This window comes from Sorangium sp. So ce1036 (genome assembly GCF_051369805.1).
Classification (GTDB): Bacteria; Myxococcota_A; Polyangia; order Polyangiales; family Polyangiaceae; genus Sorangium; species Sorangium cellulosum_F.
The window spans coordinates 824,413-846,979 of record NZ_JBBMOX010000001.1; the positions used below are offsets into that span (position 1 = coordinate 824,413).

Consider the following 22,567-nt stretch of genomic DNA (forward strand, 5'->3'; position numbering starts at 1 on the left):
GGAGAATACAGGACGAATGAGACGCCATCAGCGAAGCCTCGCAACCCCCGTCGCCCTGGGTCTGTGCGCGGCGTTGATCTCCGGGGCGCTCCCCGCGCGGGCGGAGCCGAGCGCCGCCGAGAAGGCCGTGGCGGAGGCGCTCTTCGACGCGGCGCTCGATCTGATGAGGCAGGGGCGCAGCGCGGACGCGTGCCCGAAGCTGGAGGAGAGTCACCGCATCGATCCGGGGATTGGCACGCTCCTCTACCTGGCCGAGTGCTACGAGAACACCGGTCGTACGGCGAGCGCCTGGGCCACGTTCCGCCAGGCCATGTCGGAGTCGAGGGCCGCGGGGCAAGCCGAGCGCGCCCGCAAGGCGCAGGCGAGGGCGGCCCGGCTGGAGCCGACCCTGTCGAAGCTCAGCATCCGCGTCGCGCCGGAGAACGTGTCGCTCCCGGAGTTCACGGTGCGCTCCTCCGGAAAGGTCGTCGAGCGGGCGGTCTTCGGCATCGCGATCCCGGTGGATCCGGGCGAGATCGCGATCGAGGCGAGCGCCCCGGGTCACGAGACCTGGAGGACGACGGTGAAGCTGGGGAAGAACAAGGCCGTGGCGAACGTCGATGTGCCGCCGCTCGAGCGGCTCGAGGCGCCGCCGCCCGCCCCCGGCGAGCCGCCGCCCGGCGAGGCCGTGGGCCCGGCGCCCACGCGCGGCGCGCCGGCGCCGACGCCCACGCCAGCGCCGGCGCCGGCGCCGGCCGGGTCGCGGGGCGACACGATGCGCACGATCGGCCTCGTCGTGGGCGGCGCGGGCATCGTGGGGCTCGGCGTCGGGACGTTCTTCGGCGTGAAGGCCCTCTCGAAGAACGGCGACGCGGAGGGCTACTGCAAGGGCGGCAGCACGTGCGAGGATCCCCGCGGCGTCACGCTGACGGAGGAGGCGAGCAGCGCCGCCACCGCCTCGAACATCGCGTTCGGGGTCGGGGCGGCCGCGGTCGTCGGCGGCGCCGTGTTGTACCTCGTGGCGCCGAGGTCGTCGTCCGGGGTCCAGGTGGGGCCGCTCGTGGACGCGCGCAACGTCGGGCTGCGCGTGGGAGGGACGTTCGAATGAGGCGCACGACAGGGCTCCTGCCGCTCGTCCTGCTCGCCCCGCTGGCGGGCTCCTCCTGGCTCGGCTGCCACGCCATTGCCGGCATCGAGGACCGCACGTTCGTTCCACCGAAGGACGAGAACACGGACCCTCCCCCCGTGAGCGAGGCGTGCACCTCCTACTGCGACGCCGTGATGGCGAGCTGCACGGGCGAGAATCAGGTCTACTCCACGCTGGAGACCTGCCACGGCGTGTGCGCGGCGCTGGACCCGGGCGATCCCCTGGAGCCCGTGGGCAACACGCTCGCCTGCCGCGCCCGGCAGGCGGATCTGGCGGGGCGCACCGGCGAGCCCTCGGTCCACTGTCCGGCGGCGGGCCCGGGCGGCGCCGGCGTGTGCGGGAGCAACTGCGAGAGCTACTGCGCGCTGCAGGCCGCGTCGTGCTCGCCCGAGTTCCCCACGCAGGAGGAGTGCGTCGCCATGTGCGCGGGGCTCAAGGACGTCGAGGCGTTCGATGTCATCGAGAACCACGAGGGCGACACGCTGCAATGCCGCCTCGTGCACGTGAGCTCCGCGACGGTGGAGCCCGACGAGCACTGCCGTCACGCGAGCCTGATCCCGGTGGAGCCGTGCGTCGATCCGGCGGGGACCCAGCCGGGCTGCGAGGACTACTGCCAGGTCGTCATGACGTCCTGCGCGGGCGACCTGGCCGTCTACGAGTCCCGCGAGCAGTGCCTCTCCGTCTGCTCGGCGCTCGCGCCCGGCGGCGCGGAGGACCGGACCGAGAACACCGTGGGCTGCCGCAAGTACCACGCCTACAGCGCCATGCTGGATCCGGTCACCCATTGCGGGCACGCCGGGCCGGGCGGCGACGGCCATTGCGGCGTGGACAACGACGCCACGTCCACGGGCAACTGCGCGTCGTACTGCAGGCTGCTCGAGGCGGCCTGCGGGGAGATGTTCGACGCGATCTTCACGGCGCCGGAAGAGTGCGAGATCGCATGCAGCGCGGTGCCGGGCGCCGCCGGCGACTCCGGCTATGCCGTCGCGAGCGCCGAGGGCGACACGCTCGCCTGTCGGCTGCTCCATGTCAGCCGCGCGTTCGACGATCCGGGCGCGTGCACCGCGGCGCTCGGCGAAGACCCCTGCCTGTGACGGACGGATCGCCCGCCGGCTGCGCCGGGCCCCCCCGGCGCGCCGGCGGCGGCCCCGGCGCGCGATGCGCCGGGCGCGGCGCGCTCACCACCAGCCGATGTCCTGCACCACCTCCCCCACGTCGCCGTGCCGCACGATGGCGCGGTTCTGGCGGATCTCGTACGATTTCGGCGAGCCGTCGACGATATCCTGCTCGAAATGGTGGCACTCGAGCTTGTGGACGCCCTCGCCGTACATCAATGCGCCCTTCAGCTTGATGTACGTGCTGTTGTTGCAGCTCCTGAGCCGCTGGATGGCGGCGTGGCTGGCGTCGATGAGCAGCTCGAGGTGGACCGATTTCTCGACTCTCCTGTGGGAGGCGTCGAACGCGAGGCTCACGTGGATGCCGGCGTCGAGCAGCGCCTCGATATCGGACTTGTAGAACGTCTCGTATACGGTGATCTTCGCCACTGCGCGCTCCTTTCTCCGGCGCTCATTGTGCCGAGAGCGTGACGGCGCCGCCAGCTGGGTCGGCGTCGACGAGGAAGCGCCCGTCGCCGACGGCCCGGGTGTCCAGGGGCACGCCGTCCTGGATCGCCGAGAGCGCCGTGGGCGCGCCGGCGAGCGGCTTGACGATCCACGTCAACGGGGTCGCGTACGCCGCGCAGCGCCCCGACGGCGGGGCGAACACGAGCCGGTCGCCGCTCACGACGGGCGGCGGGCAGGCCTCGCGGGCGCGGCGGTAGCGGACGACGGCGCTCGCCGTGTCCATCCAGAGCGAGCCCGCGTCGATCCTGTCCCTCACGAGATCGAGGTGGGCCTCGTACTCGTCGATGGGCACGGGCTCCCAGGCCTCGCCCGCGACGCTGTGCAGCTCCCGCACGCCCCAGCCGCCGGCGGCAATCGCGTCCTCCACGAGCTGATCGAGGATGTACTGCCGGCACGCGGGGGGCGCGCCGCCGGCCTCGTCGCCCGGCGCCACCGCCGCGCACGGCGTCCCTGCGGCGCCGGCGTACACGGAGTAGCCGGGGCCGAAGACATCGAAGCGGATGCGGAGATCGTCCTCGTAATCCGGCGGATTGAGGCCCCGCGCGCCCGCGCGCGCGCCGAGGTAACCCTGCGCTCGCAGGTGGTCCACGAGCTCGTCGTTGAACGCGTCCAGGGGAAACACGAAGAAGGTGATGCCGTATCCGGACAGCTCGGCTTCCAGCGTCGCGCGCGCGCCGTCGATCTCCACGGCCAGGTCGACCGGGGGCATGGTCAGATCGGGGTGACTGAAGCTGTGGTTGACGATCTCGTGGCCTTGCGCGATGAGCTCCCGGAGCGCGCCCCAGAGGTCGCGCTCGACGCAGCTCTGCACGATCGCCCCGAACGAGGCGCGCAGCCCGCGCCGCCCGAGCGCCGGCGCGGCGAGCGAGAGCTGATTGTCGAGGCCGGCGCCGCAGGTGTCGTCGTGAATGAGGGTGTATGCGGCGCTCGCGCCGTGGCGCCACGTGGTGACGCCTTCGATCGCGAACCTCGGCGTCTCGTCGACGATGGGGCCGCCGCCCGCCCCCTCCGTCCCCCCGCCGGAGGCCGTCGCGCCGCCGGGCGCAGCGCCCGCGCCGCCGCCGTCGGGGCCGCCGCTGGGCGCCGAGGAGCAAGCCTGGCCCACCATGCTGCCGAGAAAGAGACCGCCGGCGATCAGCGATGAGCGCCTTCGTACCTCTCCGGAGAGGCCTCTTCTCCACGCGGGCATCGCGCTGACCACCGTGCTGATCTTCAGCGTAGGCAGCCCGTCGAGCCCGCGTCAAGCGCGGGTGTCCGTGGGGCGGCGCGGGGGACGGATCGCGGCTCGAGTCGCTGAATCGAGGCGGCCGCAGGCCCCCGGCCCGCGCGCTTGCGCACCGCCCTCGCCGGGGGCAGACTTCGCCTCCGATGGCAGCGCATCGAGTGCCGGATCTCCCGCGCCGCGCGCTGCTCAGGGCCGCTGCCGGCGCCGCGCTCTCGGGCGCCGTCGCCCTCCCGGCGCGCGCCCTCGCCGGCGAGGCCCGGGCCGTCGAGGACGAGTTCTTCCTCTTCATTCACGCCGCCGGCGGCTGGGACGTCACGCTCTGGGCCGATCCGCGGAACGAGCGCAAGGGCCTGATCGAGCCCGCGACGACCGACAACACCGACACGGCGCCGCTCCGCCGCTGGGTTGACGCGCCCGGGAGCGGCGCCGCCAGGAGCTTCACGCCGGTGAGGCCGCGGGGATCCAACCTCGTCTTCGGCCCCGCGATCGGCCGCCTCGCCGACCTGTACGACCGGCTCTGCATCGTCAACGGGCTCGCCATGAACACCGTGAGTCACCCCGACGGGACGGCGTTCGCGACGACCGGAAGGCACCTCGGCGGCGGCCGCGCCATGTCGTCCAGCCTCGACGCGATCTGCGCGAGCGAGCTCGGCGCGAGCCAGACCTTCCCCGTCGTCTCGGTGCAGTACCCCTCGGCGTTCGTCGGCGGCCGCCTCGACCGCCGCGCCGCCCCGCTCATGGTCGCGGACATCGGCACGATCAGCCGCACGCTCACGCGCGCGCGCCTCTACGACACCGACGACGACCGCGCCGCGGTGACCGCGCTCCTCTCCGAGGAGGCCAGGGCGCTCGCCGCGCGCGCCGGCCGCAGCGAGGCCCTGGACGGCTTCTCGCTCCAGGCGGAGGGGCTCGGCAAGATGCTGAAATCCGGGCTCCACGAGGTGTTCTCGCGGGGCCGGCTCGTGCGGGCGCACCCCGAGCTCGACTACGCGGCCCGGTTCGCCGGGCCCGCCGCCGTCAACGCGGCGTTCGCGCTGGAGGCGATCCAGCGGAACGTGGTCCGCTGCGTGAGCTTCTCGAGCAGCGGATTCGACACGCACACGGCCAATTACCGCCAGCACGCGGCCACGCAGCAGGAGCTCTTCGACCTCATCGCGGCGCTCCTCGGCGCGCTCGACAAGGCCCCTCACCCGACCCGGGCGGGCAAGAAGCTCTCGGATCACACGCACATCCTCGTGACGAGCGACTTCTGCCGCGCTCCCCAGCTCAACACGGCGATGGGCCGGGACCATTACCCCAACAACTCCGCGATGGTGATCTCGCCCCGCTTCCGCGGAGACCTCGCCTTCGGCAGGACCGATCCGGAGCAGCTCCTGCCGGCCCCGGCGAAGACGTTCCAGGACGGCCCGAGGCCGATCGCCCCGCCGGATCTGCTCGCCACGTTCCTGTTCGCCTTCGGCATCTCCCCGCGCGAGCACCTGCGCGACGGCGAGGTGGTGCCGGAGCTGCTCCGGGGCCCGTGACGCGGCCGCGGGTCGTCGCCGCGCGACGCGCCGCGCGGCGACGGCCGGCGGCCGGCGGCCGCGCGGCCGTTGCCGCGGCGCGCCCGTCTTGCGCTACCCTGGGAGACCACCGCGAGAGGAGAGCTGCCTGATGATGTCGTTCAGCCCAGATCCACGCGTCGCTGAGCAGCAGATGCACGCCATCATCTACTATCTCACCGCGTTCGGGTACATCGACGGCGACCTCGATCCCACGGAGAAATCGTTCATCCGCGCCCACATCCAGGAGCTCGTGGAGCAGCGGGCGCGCGACGCGCTCGGGGACGAGGCCCAGGCGAACGAGGACGTCACCGCGCGCTGGGTCAACCACTTCCACGAGGTGTTCTCCGAGATCGACCACCAGATCCAGAGTCACTTCACCGAGAGCGTCGCCGAGGGCGAGGACCCGAGGGACTACGTCCTCGCGAAGCTCAAGCTCCGCTGCTTCGAGCTCCTCGACGGCTTCGACGACGACAACCGCGCGGCGCTGCTCGCGACCGTCGACGGGCTCATGTACGCCGACGGCATCGTCCACCCGGACGAGGAGCGGTTCCGCGACGAGCTCGTCGCCCTCCTCTCGGCGCCGGTCGAGATCGACGACGTGGAGATCGAGGCGGTCGAGCAGGGCGCGGTGGTGATCGACCCGGCCACGCGCAAGCGGGCGCGCGAGGTCGATCACCCGTTCTTCAAGGCGTTCGAGTGGGATTACGCGACCGATCCGGCCACGTTCGCGGAGCAGGCCAAGGTCGATCTCGACCTCATGCACAGGTTCGAGGCCCGGCTCGCGGAGCAGCGCGCGCTCGGCGCGGGCCGGCTCGACGGCGCGCTGGATTTCTCGGGCTTCGCGGGGCAGGCGCCGTTCCTCGACGGCCACGTCTACGTCGCCGCGCCCGCGCCGGGGCAGGAGGTCGAGCTCCTGGTCATCGGCGACCTGCACGGCTGCTACTCGTGCCTGAAGGCGGCGCTGATGCAGGCGGACTTCTTCGCCAAGGTGCAGGCCCACCGCGACGACCCGGCGCACACCCCGCGGCCCATGCTCGTCTTCCTGGGCGACTACATCGATCGCGGCCGGTTCAGCTACAACGGCGTCCTGCGCACGGTGATGCAGCTCTTCCTCGCGGCGCCCGAGCACGTCTTCGTGCTGCGCGGCAACCACGAGTACTACGTCGAGCTGAACGGCCGCGTGCTCGCGCCGGTGCGGCCCGCCGAGGCGATGAGCTCGCTCGCGGCCATCGCGCCGAACGAGGTGTTCGCCGCGTACATGCGCCTGTTCGAGGCGCTCCCCAACATGCTGGTCTTCGACCGCATCCTCTTCGTCCACGCGGGGATCCCCCGCGACGACACCCTCGCCGCCAAGTGGCGGTCGATCGCGTCGCTCAACGACCCCGAGATCCGGTTCCAGATGCTCTGGAGCGATCCCAGCGAGGTCGACACGATCCCGCCGGAGCTCCAGAAGGCCACCGCGCGCTTCCCGTTCGGCAAGCGGCAGTTCAGGAGCTTCCTGCAGAAGCTCGGCTGCACCACGCTGATCCGCGGCCACGAGCGCATCCGGGAGGGCTTTCGCGTCGTGTACGACGAGCCCGACGGCACGCTCCTCACGCTGTTCTCCGCGGGCGGCAAGATCAACGACGACCTGCCGCCGGAGAGCAATTACCGCGAGGTCACGCCGATGGCCCTCACCATTCGCTACAAGGGTGGTGTCAGTCAGCTCACGCCGTTCGTGATCGAGTACGAGCGGTACAACGATCCCAAGTACAACTCGTTCTTCCGCGAGCAGCTCCCGCGGCTCGACATCACCGCATGATCCCCGCGTGACGCGCGCGTGACCACCCCCCGTGACCGGGGGTGGGGGGCATGACGGGCGCCCGCGCCCGGCGCATGCCGGCCCCGCCGGCGGAAGGTGGGATGAGGTCTTCCGCGGTGCGGGGCGTGAGGCCGCGGGGGGCCACCTCGACGACGTCGTCAGGGTGTGCCGCGCCGGCGTGGCACACCCTGGCCTGGCAGCCCCGATTTTTCGGGCGATCTGCGGCCTCGCCCGCCGGACGTCCAGGGCACGTCGATTGCAGATGCTCCTGGCATGCTCCGACGCTTAACCCTGGGTCTTGGCTTGCTTACCTCCCTTCTGCTCCCTGCGGCTTGCAGCCTGACGATAAACGAGGGCGGCTCCGGGGGAGGGGGCCCGGGCGCGGGCGGCACGACCGCGGTGACCGGCGGCGTGGGGGGCAGCGGCGGGGGCACCACGACCGCGGTGACCGGCGGCGTGGGGGGCAGCGGCGGGGGCACCACGACCGCGGTGACCGGCGGCGTGGGGGGCAGCGGCGGGGGCACCACGACCGCGGTGACCAGCGGCGTGGGAGGGGGCGGCGGGTTGCCCGACGCGTGCACGCTGCCGATGGAGGTCGGCCCCTGCGATGCGGCGTTCCCGAAATACTGGCACGACGCGAGCACCGGCCTGTGCAAGCCGTTCACCTACGGCGGGTGCGAGGGCAACGCGAACCGGTTCGACTCGCTCGAGGAGTGCCAGCAGGCCTGTCAGGGCGGCGCGCCTGACATGGATGCCTGCGAGGCGCCGGGCGAGTGCATGCTCGCGGGCCCGGGCTGCTGCGGCTCCTGCGACCCTGTCGACGCCCGCGCGTTCGTCGCCATCAACCGGGCCGTGGCGGGTTCCTACGAGGCCTCCACGGGGTGCGGAGACGTCGCGTGCGGGCCGTGCCCGGAGGTCACCGAGGCCGAGCGCACCTCCCAGTACTTCACCGCCACCTGCGAGCGCGGCCAGTGCGTCGTCCTCGACGTGCGCGAGTCGCCGCTCACGGAGTGCACCGAGGATGCGGAGTGCATGCTGCGCAACGGCCTCGGCTGCTGCGAGGGGTGCAGTGGAGAAGGCATCGTCGCCATCAACCGGAACGCCGATCTCGCGGCGCTGGTCTGCCCCGACGGGCCCGTGGCGTGTCCCGCGTGCGCGCCCATCTACCCGCCGGGGACGGCGGCCGTCTGCGTGGAGGGCCGGTGCCAGCCCTCCTTCAAGGCGCCTTGACCGCACGGCGGCCGGCCGTCCCGCGCGCTCGCCTCGGGATCCCCTCTCTCCTCACCACCTCTCCCCCTCTTCACCCTCCCTCCCGCGCACCTCCGCCGGTCAGCGTCCCTGTCGTACAGCACGGCACAGGCTCGGGCGCAGCGCGTCACGGCCGTGTTCACCGGCATCGCTGAACCGCCCCGGTCCACCACGGAGATCCGCTGCGCCGCGGCCGCCCCGCGTTGACGGCCGGCGCTCGCCGTCGATACCCTTCTCTCCGGATCGATCGTAGATTCTTGCTTTGCGACTCTTCGCGAAGGGAGCTGCCCGTGGACCGAAGCACCCCGAGGATCCTGCTCGTGGCCCTCGCGCTCTCCAGCGCCGCCGCGTGCTCGGGAGAGAGTGGAGATGCCGACGATCCGGCCCCGGTCGATGACCCCGGCGCCGAGATCCAGTGCGCTCCGGGCGTCACCGCGCCCGGCCCGACCCCGCGCCTGACGCGGCTCACGCACGCGCAGTACGACAACACGATCCGGGACCTGTTCGGCAAGGACATGAAGGCCTCGGCGGCCTTCCTCGCGGATCCGGCGTTCGACGGGTTCGACAACAACGCAAAGGCGCTCACCGTCTCCGACCGCCTCGCCCGCGACTACCGGCGTGCGGCGGAGACGATCGCGGAGGGCGTCGTCGCCGACCGGGGCGTGCTCGACAGGATCCTGCCCTGCGCCCCGGAGGGCGACGGCGAGGCGTGCGCCCGGCAGCTCATCCAGGAGCTCGGCAAGCGCGTCTACAGGAGGCCGCTCTCCGCGGCGCAGGAGGAGGCGTACGTCGCCGTCTACCGCCGCGGTGACGGCCTGTTCGAGGCGGGCACGCCGTTCGAGCAGGGCGTCCGCCACGTGATCGAGGCGATGCTCCAGTCGCCGCGCTTCCTCTACCGCGTCGAGCTCAGCGAGGCGCTGAACGACGAGCGGATCATCCCGCTCGACGGCTACGAGGTCGCGACCCGGCTCTCGTACCTGCTCTGGAACAGCACGCCCGACGACGCGCTCCTCGCGCGGGCGGAGAGCGGCGCCCTGGGCACGCCCGAGGGCATCGAGGTCGAGGCGCGGCGCCTGCTCGAGGACCCAAGGGCGGCGAGCGCCCTCTCCGACTTCCACGACCAGTGGCTCCACCTGGGCCGCTACGACGATCTCTCGAAGGACCCGGCGCTCTATCCGGGGTTCGACGCCGGCGTGTCCTCGGCCATGAAGGCCGAGACGCGGGAGTTCATCCGGCACGTCATCCTGGAGATGGAGGCCGACTACGCGACGCTCATGACCGAGCCTGTCGGCTTCGTGAACGACAGGCTCGCCCCGATCTACGGCGTGGAGGGGTCGTTCTCGGGCAAGCTCGTGCGGACGCCGCTCGACCCGGCGCAGCGGGCAGGGCTCCTGACGCAGGCCGGCTTCTTGAGCGCGCACGCGTTCTTCGACAAGACCTCGCCGATCCATCGCGGCGTGTTCCTCCAGCGGCAGATCCTCTGCGCCACGCTCCCGGATCCGCCGGCGAACATCGACACGACGCTGCCGCCGATCGCGGGCGAGATCAGGACGACCCGGGATCAGGTGGAGGCGCACACGTCCCCGGACGGCTGCAACAAGTGCCACGCCATGATCAACCCCGCGGGCTTCGCGTTCGAGCATTACGACGCGGTCGGGCGGTATCGCGCGGACGAGGACGGCGAGGCGATCGATCCGACCGGCGAGCTCCAGGTCGGGGGCGCCGCGATCCGGTTCGACGGCGCGGTCGATCTCGTCACCCAGCTCGCGGAGAGCCCCGTCGCACAGCGGTGTTACCTGACGAACTGGTACCGTTACGCCAACGCCCGCCAGCTCTCGCGCGAGGACACGTGCACGATCGACGCGCTGGACGCGCAGCTCCGCGCGTCGGGATACAACATCAAAGAGCTCCTGGTCTCGCTCACGCAGACGAAGACGTTCCGGTTCCGGGCCGTGGAAGAGGTGGAGCAATGAATCGCAGAACGTTCTTGCGGGGCGCGTGCGGGGTGATGCTCGGGCTGCCGTTCCTCGAGTCGCTCTTGCCGCGCGACGCCAAGGCCGATCCGGCGGGCGCGCCGCGCCGGTTCATCGCCTTCTTCATGTGCAACGGCGTGAACATGGCCCGGTTCTTCCCGGGCACGTCGTACGGCGCGCTGACGGAGGCGTCGTTCGGGGCCGACCGGGCGATCGCGCCGCTCGTCGGCTACCGGGACAGGCTGCTGATCCCGCGGGGCATTCACATGGCGCCGCGCGGCTACGGGTTCGATCCGACCGCGGGCGACGATCACATGCGCGGGATGGGCTGCAAGCTCACGGCGCAGCCGCTGCTCGAGGGCAGCCGGTACCCCGACGGGATCTCGCTCGACCAGTTCATCGCGAACAAGATCAACCCGCCGGGCACGCCCGCGCTCACGCTGATGGTCGGCTCGAGGACGCCCACCGTGCTCGGGCACATCTCGTACAAGGGCAGCGAGCAGCCCGTCGCCGGCGAGAACAACCCGTGGCTCGCGTACCGGGACCTGATCGGCGTGAGGGACCTCGAGGAGGAGGCGCTCGTGCGGCTCACGAAGCGCCGCGAGAGCGTGCTCGACCTGGTCTCGGCCGAGTACGAGGCCCTGCTGAAGAAGCCGCTGAGCAAGTCCGATCGCGACAAGCTCGAGATGCACTTCCAGACCGTGCGCGACCTCGAGGTGGACATGGGCAACTCGGGGCTCATCCCGCGCGCGCTCCCGCCGGACCGCGCGGCCGAGATCGAGGGCATCGACCCGGACACGGTGTCGTTCGACGCCGAGTTCAGGAAGATCGGCCGGATGCAGATGGACATCCTCGCGCTGGCGATCGCGTCCGGCGCGACGCGGTCGGCCACGCTGCAATGGGGCTCGGGCGCGGCGGGGCCGATCTTCCGGTGGGACGGGATGAGCCACACGTACAACCATCACAAGCTCTCCCACGGGAACACGAAGGACGACGACTCCGGGGAAGAGGTGGCCGGTTACGAGGAGATGCTTTACGACATCGATCGGTGGTACATGGGCGAGTACGTCTACCTGCTCGACCGGCTCTCCAGCTACGAGGAGGGCGGGGCCACCGTGCTCGACAGCTGCGCGGTCGTGTACATGAACGAGCTCTCCGACGGGAAGCGCCACGACTTCCGCGACCTGCCGTACATCATCGCGGGGAGCTGCGGCGGCTACTTCAAGACGGGGCAGTACATCAAGGTGACGGCGCAATCGAATACGCTGAACGACAGGGACGCGCCGCACAACAAGCTGCTGACGACGCTGGCGAACGCGGTCGGCTGCACCGAGGACGGCGGCGGGCCGATCGAGAATTTCGGCTCCTTCGGCAAGCCGGGCGAGTTCGACGAGCTCAAGGCCTGATCGCGGCCCTGGGGCGCGGCGCGCGCGGGGCGAGGCGCTCCAGCGCGCGCCGGGCGCGCCGGTCGTCCTGCGCGCCGAGCTCCACGCTGTGCGCGTGCGCCGCGCTGGGCGACTGCGCTGCATGGCATGCCCCCTGCTATCGGCGATCGGCTTCGTCCTCTTGTGCGCAGCCATCGTCCAGCCAGGGTGACCTCTCCTGCTGCCGCGAGCACGGCGTCTTCCCTCCTCCGGGGTGAGCTCCTCGAAGAGGGCCTGTACCTCCGCCCCCGGCCGCCGCCCCGGAGGGAGCCTCTCCCCGAGGCGGAGCAGCGCATCCGCCCGGTACCCTGCGCTGCTCCCCGCCCATCGCAGCACGAGCGTGCGCGCCTCGTCCTCTCGTCCGAGCGCGACGAGGCGTGCCCCGAGGGCGTGCACGGGCCAGACCGGCACCTCCTCGAGCGCCCTCTCCAGAAGCGGCTCGGAGAGGTAGGGGGTCACTGCCTCGGTCTCCTCCTTCTCCTCGAAGCACCACGACGTCCAGAGCCGCTCGATCTCCTGAAGAGCACGAGCTCTTCCCTCTGCCGGCAAACCGCCGAGCAGCCGGGCGAGGAGGCGAGCTCGCCGGGGGCCGGGCAACGAGCGGGAAGCTCGCTCGAGCGCGATGGCGGAAGCCTCGCCCAGCCCCGGCCCAGGCACGAGCGCAGCCGGTGCCCCTCCAGCGCGCTCGATGGCATCCGCCGCCACCTGCTGGGCTTCCTCTTCGGGGAGCAGCCCCGCCACGGCGACGAGCACCCACGGCGAGTCCTGCCCATCCGACTGGCGCGCGGCGTCCAGCGCGGCGCGCGCATACCTCGAGCGCCTCTCGCCCTCCGCCGCCACCGCCATGGCGAGCAGCGCTGGAGGGCTCGCCCACTGCGCGCCCGTGAGATCGGCGATCTCGAACGCTCGCTCGCGGACCCCTTCCCGGGCGGGCAATGACACCGCTTCAGCGAGGGCGAGCAGCGCCGAGGCGCGCGCCGCGTCCGCATCGAGCAAGGGAGTCACGAGATCCGCATCCGGGCTCGCCCACGGCGCCGCGTCTCCGAGCGTCGCCGCCGCGCCCTGCGCTGCCGCGCAGCGGACGAGCGCCGCGGCGAGCGGGGGAGTCAGGGAACCGTACTGCTCCACCTCCGCTCCGATGCGCTCGCGCAAGCGCCGGAGATCGGCGAGGACATGGGCGACCGCCTCGGCAGAGGCAGCGTGGCTCCAGCTCGGCTCGGCGAACGCGAGCATCGAACCAACCGGCGCGCCGCCGAGCGCGAGATGCGCGCTCGCATGACGGCGGAGGTAGGTCGCCCGGCACAGGGAAGGGGCCGCCGTGCATCGGGCGATTGCGCCTCGGTACAGCGCCTCCACCGCCGCGCGTCGATCGGCGCTCCTGTGCTCCCACGCCTACTGCGGGAAGTCGGGCCGAGAGACGAACCGCCATGACGAAAAGGGCGCCAAGAAACCAGGGAAGTAGAAGGGAAAATAGAGGGACAACCCTTCCCCTCTCTCCTGGCGTCGTTGGCGCCATGGCGGTTCTTCTGCTGATCCAGGGCAACTTCCCGCAGTAGTGCTAGCCCCTGTAGAGGCCTGAGCGAACGGTGGGCGTCACGCGCGATGAGGTGGAGCGCCGTCCGATCGTGATCCGCCGCCCAGTCCACCGAGTTCGCGCTTCTCCACACCGCGCGCGGGCCAGTATCATCCGGACCCGTGCACCTCGAGTTCATCGGCGCCGCCCGGACCGTCACCGGCTCCATGCACCTCCTCCGGACGCGTGACGCCACCGTCCTCCTCGACTGCGGCCTCTACCAGGGCCGCCGCGCCGAGTCGTTCGAGCGCAACCGCCGCCTCCCGCTCCCCGTCCACGAGATCGACGCCGTCGTCCTCTCCCACGCCCACATCGATCACTCCGGCGCCCTGCCGATCCTCGTCAAGAGCGGCTACCAGGGCCCGATCTACGCGACCCCCGCCACGCGCGACCTCGCGGCCGTGATGCTGCGCGACGCCGCCGCCATCCAGGTCTCCGACGCGCGCTACCTCAACCGCCGCGCCGAGGCGCAGGGGAGCGACGCGCCGCGCGTCGAGCCGCTCTACGACGACGACGACGCGGTCGAGGCGATCTCCCGCCTCGTCGCGGCGCCCTACCACCGCCCGATTCCCGTCGCGCCCGGGGTGCGGCTCACCTTCCTCGACGCGGGCCACGTGCTCGGCAGCGCCGTCTCGCTGCTCGACGTCGCGGAGGGCGCGGTGCACCGGCGCGTCGCCTACACCGGCGATCTCGGCCGCCACGCGCGCCCGATCCTGCGCGATCCCGAGGTCGCCGAGCGCGCGGACGTGCTCGTCTGCGAGAGCACCTACGGCGACCGCCTCCACGAGGGGGCCGACGAGCTCGACGAAGATCTCGCGCGCGTCGTCCAGCGGACCGCAAGGCGCGGCGGCAAGCTCTACATCCCCACCTTCGCCCTCGAGCGCGCGCAGGAGGTGATCTTCGCGCTGAAGAAGCTCCGCCGGGCCGGCCGGATCCCGGCGCTGCCGGTCTACGTCGACTCGCCGCTCACGGTGAAGATCACCGACGTCTTCCGGCTCCACCCCGAGTGCTTCGACGTCGAGACGCGCGCGCTCCTCCGCGGCGCGGGCTCGCCGTTCGACTTCGAGGATCTGCGCTACGTCGAGGAGGTCGCGGCCTCGAAGGCCATCGACGCCGAGCCCGGGCCCTCGATCGTCCTCGCGGCGAGCGGCATGTGCGAGGCGGGGCGGATCCTCCACCACCTGAAGGCCGGGATCGAGGACCCGAAGAACACCGTGCTCATCGTCGGCTATCAGGCGCAGCACACGCTCGGGCGGCGGCTCGTCGAGCAGCGCTCGCGGGTGAAGATCTTCGGCGTCGAGCGGGAGCGGCGCGCCGAGGTCGTGGTCCTGAACGGCTTCAGCGCGCACGCCGACCAGGCCGACCTCCTCCGCTACGCGGACCGCTGCCGCGAGCGCGGGCCGCTCGGCACGATCGCGCTCGTCCACGGCGATCCGCGGCCGCAGGAGATCCTCGCGGGCCTGCTCCGCGCGCGCGGGCACGGCGCGATCGTGATCCCGGCGCCCGGCGATCGGCTGGAGATCGCCTGAGCGGCGCGCCCCGCGCTCGCCCCCTCCCCTGACACGCGGGCGCGACGCCTGTCACGGGAGCGTGACAGCGAGGGTGTCATGAGCGCGTGACAGCGACGCGCAGCGCCCCGGTCGCCGGTCGCAGCCGGCCTATCGCGATCACGGCCTGATCGCGCCCGATCCGGCGTCTCGTCGCCGGAACAGGAGGCAGATCCATCACCGGACGCGCCGCGGCCGCGCGCGGCATGCGCGTTGCAACTGCCTTGTCGCGGTCGCGCCGGGGCGGCGAGGGCCGTTATCCAACACCGAAGTCGTGGAAAGGAAGCATGTCATGAGGAGCAAGGCACTGCTGCTGGGATCGCTTGTCGTCGGCATCATGAGCGCAGGGTGCGCCGTGGCGTACGAGGCCGAGGAGGGCGAGGTGGGTGACGCCCAGCAAGCGTACGTCTCCCGTGCATGGGCGTATGCGTGGGCGCACCAGGCGACGGGCTCGTACACCGCGAGCTCGAGCTACTCGCGGAACTCCGCCGGAGACAACTTCGCGGAGGGCCTGGACAACACCGTCTCGCAGCTCGAGACGGGCCGGTATCGCGTGCGGTTTCCGGACGTGGGCACGGCGCCGGGCGGCCATGTCCAGGTCACGGCCTACGGCGGGGGCTCCGAGCGCTGCAAGGTCAACTCCTGGCTCAGGAGCGGCGATGACGTGGATGTCTATGTCAACTGCTTCACCGCCGGCGGCGCGCCGGTCGACACCAAGTTCAGCGTCGCGTATGTCCGCAAGTCGGGCACCGGATCCTCGGGCGAGGCGTACGTCTGGGCGAACAACGCGACGGCGGCGGCGTACACGCCCGACCCGATGTACCAGTTCAACTCGAGCGGCGCGAGCAACACGATCGCGCGCCAGGGGGTGGGCTATTATGCGGTCACCCTGCCAGGGCAGACCGCGCTCGGCGGGACGGTCGAGGTGACGGCCTACGGCGCGGGCAGCGATCACTGCAAGGTCAGCAGCTGGGGGCAGTCCGGAGGCGACACGGTGGTCCGCGTGCGCTGCTTCGACAGCGCGGGCGCCCCGTCGGACGGCCGCTTCACCCTCAACTTCGCGCGCTCGCGCCAGGTGAACGGCGGGCTCTCCTACAGCTACGCCTGGGCGAACAACCCGACGGCGGCGTCGTACACGCCGAGCCTCTCCTATCAGGAGGGCTACATCGCGGGGGACCTGGGCGACGTGGGGATCGACATCACCGCAGCGCGCACGTCCGCGGGCCGCTATTCCGTCAGCCTGCCCGGCATGTCGGCGACGGGCTCGAACGTGCAGGTCACGGCCTACGGCTCCGGACCGGAGTACTGCAAGGTCGTCGGCTGGGGCGGCTCCGAGACGACCGCGAACGTCAATGTCGCCTGCTTCGATGAGAGCGGCGCGCCGGCGGACTCGCGCTTCGTCCTCGTGTACACGGACGACAAGTTCATCGTCCTGTGAGCCGCAGGGCGGGGGGGTCCTGCTCGGGCGCGCCGGCGGTGGTGCCGCGGCGCTCCCGGGCGCCGCGCGCGCGCCGCTCAGTCCACGGCCGCCGTCACGACCCACGCGGCGCCCGCCATGCGCGCGCCCTCGGGGCCGTGGTAGGGCGCGACCGCCTCGCGCACGTCGGCCCGGACGCGCTCGACGAGCTCCTGCGCGGGCTTCGCCTCGCGCAGCGCGGCGGCGGTCGGGCCCATCTGCAGGAGGAAATCGACGGCCTCGTCGAGCGAGGCGCCGCCTGCCACCGAGATCTCCTGGTCGAGCGGCTCGTGGTGGACGCGGACGAACCCCGCGCGCGAGAGGAGCTCCCGGACGCGCGCGGCGTCGGCGAACGCGAAGGGGCCTGGCGCGCGCGGGTCGGGCTGCGGCAGCGGGAGGTGCCTGGCCGCCGCCATGGCCGGCACGTGGAGCCACGGGTTCTCCGGGAGCGAGCGCCAGCAGATGAACGCGAGCCGCGCTCCCCGCCGCAGCGCCTTCCGGAGGTTGGCGAAGGCCGCCTCGGGCTCGGCGAAGAACATGACACCGAAGCGTGAGTAGAGGACATCGAACGGCCCGGGCAGCGCCGCGGTCTGCGCGTCCGCGCGCTCGAAGGCGACGTTCACGGCGCCCGCCGCCCGCGCCGCCGCGCGCGCCCGCTCGAGCATGGGCGCGGAGATATCGAGGCCGAGGGCCGAGCCCCCCGGGCCGACGCGCCGGCCGATCTCGAGCGTGGTCTCGCCCAGGCCGCAGCCGACGTCGAGGACGCGCTCGCCCGCGGCGACGCCGGCGCGATCCAGGGCGACGAGGCCCAGCGGCCGGAGCTGGGCCGAGATGACATCGTGGAGAGCCACCCATTTCGGCCCGGCGATCTCGTTCCAGTAACGGATCTGATCCGCGTTCGGTCCAGCAACCTCGGTCATCGCTCCGGTCCCTTTCACCCCGTGGGGGCGGCCGAGGATGTCATGGCTCGCACTGGAGCGCCACATGCCCTCCGGCCCGTCGCGGGGGTCGCAGGCCGACGGACACCCCCCTTGGTTCACGCAGGTGACTGCCGTGACTGCCGTCCGCAACCCGGGAAGGTGCGCCCTCCTGGCTCATGTGGGTGACGCGGGGCCGCAACCCGGGTGAGGGCCGCGGTGGCGCCTTGGACGCGCCCACGAGTCATGTTAACGTGGCCAGGATTCTTTGTAAGTAGTCATAAAAAATAAGTCAGGGATTCACGCCGTCCTGCGGGGGCCGCGCCTCACGGCGATCCCCGTGAACCCGGGGTGCGCGGTCCACGCGCGGCGGTGATGCAGTGAAAGGAGAGCTTATGCGCAGGTCCTTTGCCTTCGTGCTCGCGGGTGCCTTCGTGCTTGCCGGCACGGCGCTCCTCGGTGTCTCATCGACGGCTCTTGCGAAGCCGTCCGTCCTCGTCGAGGGGGCGCGGCTTCACGGCTCGAACGGCGTCCATGTGGGGCCGGACGGCCGGCTGTACGTCGCGAGCTTCCTCGGCAACGAGATCGCCGTCGTGAACCGCAGGAGCGGAGCCATCGTGGGTCGGCTCGGCGCGTCGGACGGGGTCGATGGCCCGGATGACCTCACGTTCGGCCCGGATGGCTCGCTCTACTGGACGTCGCTCATCACCGGGAACGTCGTGCGCCGCGCGCCGTCGGGCGACATCACCCAGCAGCACGTCGCGCCGGGGGTCAACCCGATCACCTTCTCCGATACGGGGAGGCTCTTCGTGGCCCTCGACTTCTTCGGGGACGGGCTCTACGAGGTCGACCCGGATCTGACGGCGCCGCCGCGCCACATCGCGAGCAACCTCGGCTTCCTGAACGGCATGGACTGGGGCCCCGACGGCCGGCTGTACGGGCCGATCTGGACGCAGGGCAGGGTGGTCAGCATCGATGTGGACTCCTGCACCGGCGCGGTCGACCCGGAGGTGGAGTGCGACCTCCAGACGGTCGCGGACGGCTTCTTCATCCCCACGGCGGTCAAGTTCGACTCGCTCGGCCGGCTCCACGCGGTCGATCAGAGCGGCGAGGTGGTGCGGATCGACGTCGCGACGGGCGACACGGAGGTCCTCGCGGTGCTCCCCCCCGGCCTCGACAACCTCGCCTTCGACGCGCAGGACAACCTCTATGTCTCGAGCGCCACCGACGGCTTCATCGTCCGGGTGGCGCCGGACGGCCAGACGCGCTCGCTCCTCCCGGGCGGCCTCATCATGCCCGGCGGCGTGGCGGTGCTGAGCGAGGGAGGGGTCGAGTCGGTCTATGTCGGCGACCTGGCCTCGCTGCGGAGGTTCGACGGGGGCACGGGCGAGCCGCTCGGGGTCGAGCGGCCGTTCCTGGGCTTCTCGGATCTGCACGGGCCCTCCTCGGTGTCGGCGGACGGCTCGGCGCTGATCTTCAGCGCGTGGTTCTCCAGCGCGGTTCAGGTCTACGATCCGGCGACGGGCACGGTCCTCGAGAGCCACGACGACTTCGTCTCGCCGCTCAACGCGGTCCGGTTCCAGGGCGACCTCGTGGTGGCCGAGCTCGGGGCGGGGCCGGGCGCGGCGCGCGTCGTTCGAAAGACGAGCGGCGGACCCGTGACGCTCGCGTCGATGACCGTGCCCTCGGGCCTCGCCGTGTCGGGCGGCGACCTCTGGGCCGCGGACCGGGCCACGGGCGCGATCCTTCAGGTGGTGTCCGGGGGCGTGACGCTCTCTCCGCCGCTCGAGGTGGCCGCTGGCCTGGACCGGCCGGAGGGGATGGCGGTGGATCTGGACGGCTCGCTGCTCGTCGTGGAGACCGGGAAGCGCCGCCTGCTGCGCGTGGACCCGTCGACGGGGGCGATCTCGGTCGTGGCGCGGCGCCTCGAGGTCGGCCTCGACGCGATCACCGGGACGGTGCCGACCTATGCGATGAGCAGCGTCGCCGTGAGCGCGTCGGGCGCGATCTACGTGTCCGGCGACAAGGGGAACGTCGTCCACCGGTTCCGAGGGAACTGAGGGAACTGAGGGAACTGAGGGCACTCAGGGAACCGAGGGAGAAGAGGGGAGCCGGCGCGCTCGCGCCGGCCTCTCACTTGAGGCCGTTCTTCAGCGCGGTGACGAGCTCGCCGTCCGGGGTGTCGCCGCTCAGCTCCCAGAACATCGCGCCGCCCAGCCCCTTGTCCTTGATGTAGCGCGTCTTGACCCCGAGCGAGGCCGGGGTGTCGTAGCTCCAGAACTCCGTCCCGTTGAAGGTGTAGAACGCCTTCGTGTCCGGGTGGGTGTAGCCGGGGTGCCCCTTGGCCTTCAGGACCTTGTAGTCCTCGATCCCCGCCTCGTACGTGCCCTGTGCGGCGCCGGCGGCCGACTGCCACACGCCGTGGTTCACGTTGGTGACGCCGGTCCAGCCGCGGCCGTAGAAGGGCACCCCGACGACCAGCTTGCTCGCCGGCGTCCCGCCGCTCAGCCAGGCCGAGACCGCCTCGTCGGTGCTGTACTTCAGCGCCCTCGCGGGGTTCGAGGCGGCGTTGTGGAGCGGCGCGTGGAAGTTCGTCGTGGACTCCCAGGCGCCGTGCATGTCGTAGGTCATCAGGTTGATGAAATCGAGGTGCTCGTGGATCTCGCCGACCTGGATCTTGTCGATCTTGTCCGGGCCGGCGGGCGCCGCGATGGTGAGCAGCAGCCCGGGGCGCGCCGCGTCGAGCTGGTCGCGGAACTCGGCGAGCAGCGCCGTGAAATTCTGGGTGTCCTCGGGGCGATTGCTGCAGGTGTTGCCGCACGCGGCCGGGTACTCCCAGTCGACGTCGATGCCGTCGAACACGCCGGCCCACCGGGGATCTTTGATGAAGAGATCGACGCAGGAGGAGACGAACGAGGCGCGGTTCTGGGGCAGCGCGGCCTCGGAGAAGCCGGCCGACCAGGTCCAGCCGCCGAGCGAGATGAGCACCTTGAGGTGCGGGTGCTTCTTCTTGAGCTTGCGGAGCTGGTTGAAGCTGCCGCGGAGCGCGCCGGCGTCCCAGGTGTCGGCGACGCCATCGACGCTGTCGGCGGCGCTGTAGGCCTTGTCGTAATCGGCATACGGATCGCCGATCTGGCACCGGTTGCCCACCACGTTGCCGAAGGCGTAGTTGATGTGCGTGAGCTTCGCGGCCGACCCGCTCGTGTCGATGTTCTTGACGTGGTAATTGCGGCCGTAGACTCCCCACTCGGCGAAGTAGCCGATCACCTTCTTGCCGCCGCTGTCCGAGCCGCCGCCGCTGCCGCCCGAGCCGCCCGAGCCGCCGCTGCCGCCCGAGCCGCCGCTGCCGCCCGAGCCGCCGCTGCCGCCCGAGCCGCCGCTGCCGGAGCTGGTGCTGGTGCTGGAGGAGCTGCTGCTGCTGGTGCTGGAGGAGCTGCTGCCGCTCACTGCCTGCCACAGCGCCGGGACGATCGGCGGCTCCCAGCCAGGAAGGGAGGTGTGCGCCTGGATGCAGCGATACGTGACGCCGCCGTAGGTCACCTCGGAGTTGACCGCATACGCGGTGTACGGCGCCCAGGCTCTGGCGACGGCGGCTTGCTCCGCCGCGGCGGACTCCTCACCATCGGGACCGAGGTGCTCCATGTCCGCTTCGCCATCGGGTCCGCAGGCCGCCAGGGCGAGGACAGCAAAGAACGGCAGGGTCGTGAGAGCGAAATGCTTCATGGTTGATCTCCTTGCGTGTACCGGTTTCCGGTCGTCGCAGACCCGATGAGCAACCGGCGTACCGCGCGCGGCGATGGCCTCGACGAGCGGCGCCACGGCGCCGCGACAGCCCATTTCGCGCTTCATCACGAGGAGCTCGCCGCGGTCGCGCCCGGCGATCCCGGCGAGCACGGGGGCGATCCGGGAGATCGCCGGGCGATCCGCCCGATCGCGGACGCCCTCCCGGACGGAGCCCGACCCCCGCTGGGGCCAGGTTCGGGCTGCAAGCCGAGGTAGCTCGGGTAGGATCGCGTCGCGTGGATCTGGAAGGCAACCTCCTCACTCCGGCCGGCTGGATGCGCGGGCGCGTCCGCTTCGACGCGCGCATCCAGGAGCTCGAGGGCGCTCCCGTCGCCGAGCCCGCCGCGGGGCCGCGGATCCTGCCCGGCTTCGTCGACCTGCACGTCCACGGCGGCGGCGGCCAGGACGTCATGGAGGGCGGCGCCGCGCCCCGGGGGCTCGCCCGCGCGCACGCCGCGGCCGGCACCACCAGCCTGCTCGCCACCACGATGACGGCGCCCCTCGCGGAGATCACCGCCGCCCTGCGCGCGATCCGGGCCGCCATGGACGCGCGCCGCCGCGGCGAGGCGCGCATCCTCGGCGTCCACCTCGAGGGCCCGTTCCTCAACCCGGGCCGGCTCGGCGCGCAGCCCGCGTGCGTGGCGCGCGGGGATCTCGACGTCGCGCTCGCGCTCCACGCCGTGGCCCCCATCCGCGTGCTCACCCTCGCGCCGGAGCTCGACGGTCACCTGGAGCTCATCCGCGCCCTGGCCGGCCTCGGGGTGCGGGTCCAGATCGGGCACACGCTGTCGAGCTACGAGCAGGTCGTGGCGGCCCTCGACGCCGGGGCGACCGGCTTCACCCACCTCTTCAACGCGATGACCGGGCTGCACCACCGCGCGCCCGGCGCCGTGGGGGCGGCCCTGGCCCACGGCGACTTCGCCGAGCTGATCCCGGATCTGCTCCACGTGCATCCGGGCGCCATCCGGGCCGCCCTGCGCTGCATCCCCAGGCTCTACGCCGTGACCGACGGCACCGCGGCCTCGGGCATGCCGGACGGGCACTACCGGCTCGGCGCGCACGCCGTCACGAAATGCCAGAACAGCGTGCGGCTGCCCGACGGAACCCTGGCGGGGAGCTGCCTGACCATGCACCAGGCCTTCAAGAACCTGATCCACCTCGGGCTGCCCGTGGCCGAGGCGTCGCGCCGCTGCAGCCAGTACCCGGCCGAGCACCTCGGCCTCCCGGAGCGGGGGCGCCTCGCGCCGGGGTGCTTCGCCGATCTCCTGGTCCTGGAGGAGGACCTCGCCCTGCGGCAGGTCCTCGTGGAAGGAGAGCCCCTTGCGTGA

The 22,567-nt window shown here is 72.0% G+C and carries 16 protein-coding genes; 12 read left to right on the plus strand and 4 right to left on the minus strand.

Going from position 1 to position 22,567, the window contains the following annotated elements:
• The first annotated feature begins 16 nt into the window (after positions 1-16).
• Both WMF31_RS02925 and WMF31_RS02930 read left to right on the plus strand, forming a co-directional pair.
• Positions 17-1,087, plus strand: a complete 1,071-nt coding sequence (locus tag WMF31_RS02925; protein ID WP_436600480.1) for a tetratricopeptide repeat protein — start codon at positions 17-19, stop codon at positions 1,085-1,087.
• Entirely contained in the window at positions 1,084-2,220 is a 1,137-nt protein-coding gene (locus WMF31_RS02930) for a hypothetical protein (protein ID WP_436600481.1), read from the plus strand. The genes WMF31_RS02925 and WMF31_RS02930 overlap by 4 nt, the downstream gene beginning before the upstream one ends.
• 84 nt (positions 2,221-2,304) lie before the next feature.
• On the opposite strand, the gene WMF31_RS02935 is transcribed toward WMF31_RS02930, so the two are convergent.
• Positions 2,305-2,670, minus strand: coding sequence for a hypothetical protein (locus tag WMF31_RS02935; protein ID WP_436600482.1), 366 nt, complete (start codon positions 2,668-2,670; stop codon positions 2,305-2,307).
• Between the two features lie 22 nt (positions 2,671-2,692).
• Positions 2,693-3,856, minus strand: coding sequence for a polysaccharide deacetylase family protein (locus tag WMF31_RS02940; RefSeq protein WP_436600483.1), 1,164 nt, complete (start codon positions 3,854-3,856; stop codon positions 2,693-2,695).
• Between the two features lie 260 nt (positions 3,857-4,116).
• Between WMF31_RS02940 and WMF31_RS02945 the strand changes: the two genes are divergently transcribed.
• From WMF31_RS02945 to WMF31_RS02975, 7 genes are all read left to right on the plus strand, one after another.
• On the plus strand, positions 4,117-5,496 hold the full coding sequence (locus tag WMF31_RS02945) for a DUF1501 domain-containing protein (protein WP_436600484.1): 1,380 nt from the start codon (positions 4,117-4,119) through the stop codon (positions 5,494-5,496).
• A 130-nt stretch (positions 5,497-5,626) separates the two neighbouring features.
• A complete protein-coding gene (locus WMF31_RS02950; protein WP_436600485.1) occupies positions 5,627-7,318 on the plus strand; it encodes a metallophosphoesterase family protein in 1,692 nt (563 codons plus the stop codon).
• Positions 7,319-7,621: 303 nt separating this feature from the next.
• Complete coding sequence (locus WMF31_RS02955; RefSeq protein ID WP_436600486.1) at positions 7,622-8,548, plus strand: BPTI/Kunitz domain-containing protein; 927 nt, start codon at positions 7,622-7,624, stop codon at positions 8,546-8,548.
• Between the two features lie 308 nt (positions 8,549-8,856).
• A complete protein-coding gene (locus tag WMF31_RS02960) occupies positions 8,857-10,539 on the plus strand; it encodes a DUF1592 domain-containing protein (protein ID WP_436600487.1) in 1,683 nt (560 codons plus the stop codon).
• On the plus strand, positions 10,536-11,945 hold the full coding sequence (locus tag WMF31_RS02965; protein ID WP_436600488.1) for a DUF1552 domain-containing protein: 1,410 nt from the start codon (positions 10,536-10,538) through the stop codon (positions 11,943-11,945). The genes WMF31_RS02960 and WMF31_RS02965 overlap by 4 nt, the downstream gene beginning before the upstream one ends.
• 1,713 nt (positions 11,946-13,658) lie before the next feature.
• On the plus strand, positions 13,659-15,065 hold the full coding sequence (locus WMF31_RS02970) for an MBL fold metallo-hydrolase RNA specificity domain-containing protein (RefSeq protein ID WP_436600489.1): 1,407 nt from the start codon (positions 13,659-13,661) through the stop codon (positions 15,063-15,065).
• A gap of 310 nt (positions 15,066-15,375) precedes the next feature.
• Positions 15,376-16,521: a hypothetical protein gene (locus tag WMF31_RS02975; protein ID WP_436600490.1), complete on the plus strand. Its 1,146-nt coding sequence runs from the start codon at positions 15,376-15,378 to the stop codon at positions 16,519-16,521.
• A gap of 77 nt (positions 16,522-16,598) precedes the next feature.
• Here the strand turns inward: WMF31_RS02975 and WMF31_RS02980 are convergent, their stop codons facing one another.
• The gene (locus tag WMF31_RS02980; RefSeq protein ID WP_436600491.1) at positions 16,599-17,459 is read right to left on the minus strand and encodes a class I SAM-dependent methyltransferase; all 861 of its coding nucleotides are present in this window, start codon (positions 17,457-17,459) and stop codon (positions 16,599-16,601) included.
• A gap of 392 nt (positions 17,460-17,851) precedes the next feature.
• On the opposite strand from WMF31_RS02980, the gene WMF31_RS02985 reads away from it, so the two are divergent.
• A complete protein-coding gene (locus WMF31_RS02985; protein ID WP_436600492.1) occupies positions 17,852-19,516 on the plus strand; it encodes a hypothetical protein in 1,665 nt (554 codons plus the stop codon).
• 73 nt (positions 19,517-19,589) lie between these two features.
• On the opposite strand, the gene WMF31_RS02990 is transcribed toward WMF31_RS02985, so the two are convergent.
• Positions 19,590-21,179 carry a glycosyl hydrolase family 18 protein gene (locus tag WMF31_RS02990; RefSeq protein WP_436600493.1) on the minus strand — a complete coding sequence of 530 codons (1,590 nt, stop codon included), beginning with the start codon at positions 21,177-21,179 and terminating at the stop codon, positions 19,590-19,592.
• Positions 21,180-21,224: 45 nt separating this feature from the next.
• Here WMF31_RS02990 and WMF31_RS02995 point away from each other — a divergent pair, with 45 nt between their 5' ends.
• Positions 21,225-21,455 (plus strand): hypothetical protein, encoded by a 231-nt coding sequence (locus WMF31_RS02995; protein ID WP_165372951.1) that lies wholly within the window; start codon positions 21,225-21,227, stop codon positions 21,453-21,455.
• A gap of 59 nt (positions 21,456-21,514) precedes the next feature.
• Positions 21,515-22,567, plus strand: coding sequence for an N-acetylglucosamine-6-phosphate deacetylase (gene nagA, locus WMF31_RS03000; RefSeq protein ID WP_436606512.1), 1,053 nt, complete (start codon positions 21,515-21,517; stop codon positions 22,565-22,567).

What these genes read in the sequence shown, in the direction of transcription:
- WMF31_RS02965 (WP_436600488.1), top strand. Translation starts at nt 10,536, where the DNA reads ATGAATCGCAGAACGTTCTTGCGGGGCGCGTGCGGGGTGATGCTCGGG.
- WMF31_RS02945 (WP_436600484.1), top strand. Translation starts at nt 4,117, where the DNA reads ATGGCAGCGCATCGAGTGCCGGATCTCCCGCGCCGCGCGCTGCTCAGG.
- WMF31_RS02975 (WP_436600490.1), top strand. Translation starts at nt 15,376, where the DNA reads ATGAGGAGCAAGGCACTGCTGCTGGGATCGCTTGTCGTCGGCATCATG.
- WMF31_RS02950 (WP_436600485.1), top strand. Translation starts at nt 5,627, where the DNA reads ATGATGTCGTTCAGCCCAGATCCACGCGTCGCTGAGCAGCAGATGCAC.
- WMF31_RS02990 (WP_436600493.1), bottom strand. Translation starts at nt 21,179, where the DNA reads ATGAAGCATTTCGCTCTCACGACCCTGCCGTTCTTTGCTGTCCTCGCC.
- WMF31_RS02980 (WP_436600491.1), bottom strand. Translation starts at nt 17,459, where the DNA reads ATGACCGAGGTTGCTGGACCGAACGCGGATCAGATCCGTTACTGGAAC.
- WMF31_RS02985 (WP_436600492.1), top strand. Translation starts at nt 17,852, where the DNA reads ATGCGCAGGTCCTTTGCCTTCGTGCTCGCGGGTGCCTTCGTGCTTGCC.
- WMF31_RS02995 (WP_165372951.1), top strand. Translation starts at nt 21,225, where the DNA reads ATGAGCAACCGGCGTACCGCGCGCGGCGATGGCCTCGACGAGCGGCGC.
- WMF31_RS02930 (WP_436600481.1), top strand. Translation starts at nt 1,084, where the DNA reads ATGAGGCGCACGACAGGGCTCCTGCCGCTCGTCCTGCTCGCCCCGCTG.
- nagA (WP_436606512.1), top strand. Translation starts at nt 21,515, where the DNA reads ATGCGCGGGCGCGTCCGCTTCGACGCGCGCATCCAGGAGCTCGAGGGC.
- WMF31_RS02940 (WP_436600483.1), bottom strand. Translation starts at nt 3,856, where the DNA reads ATGGTGGGCCAGGCTTGCTCCTCGGCGCCCAGCGGCGGCCCCGACGGC.
- WMF31_RS02925 (WP_436600480.1), top strand. Translation starts at nt 17, where the DNA reads ATGAGACGCCATCAGCGAAGCCTCGCAACCCCCGTCGCCCTGGGTCTG.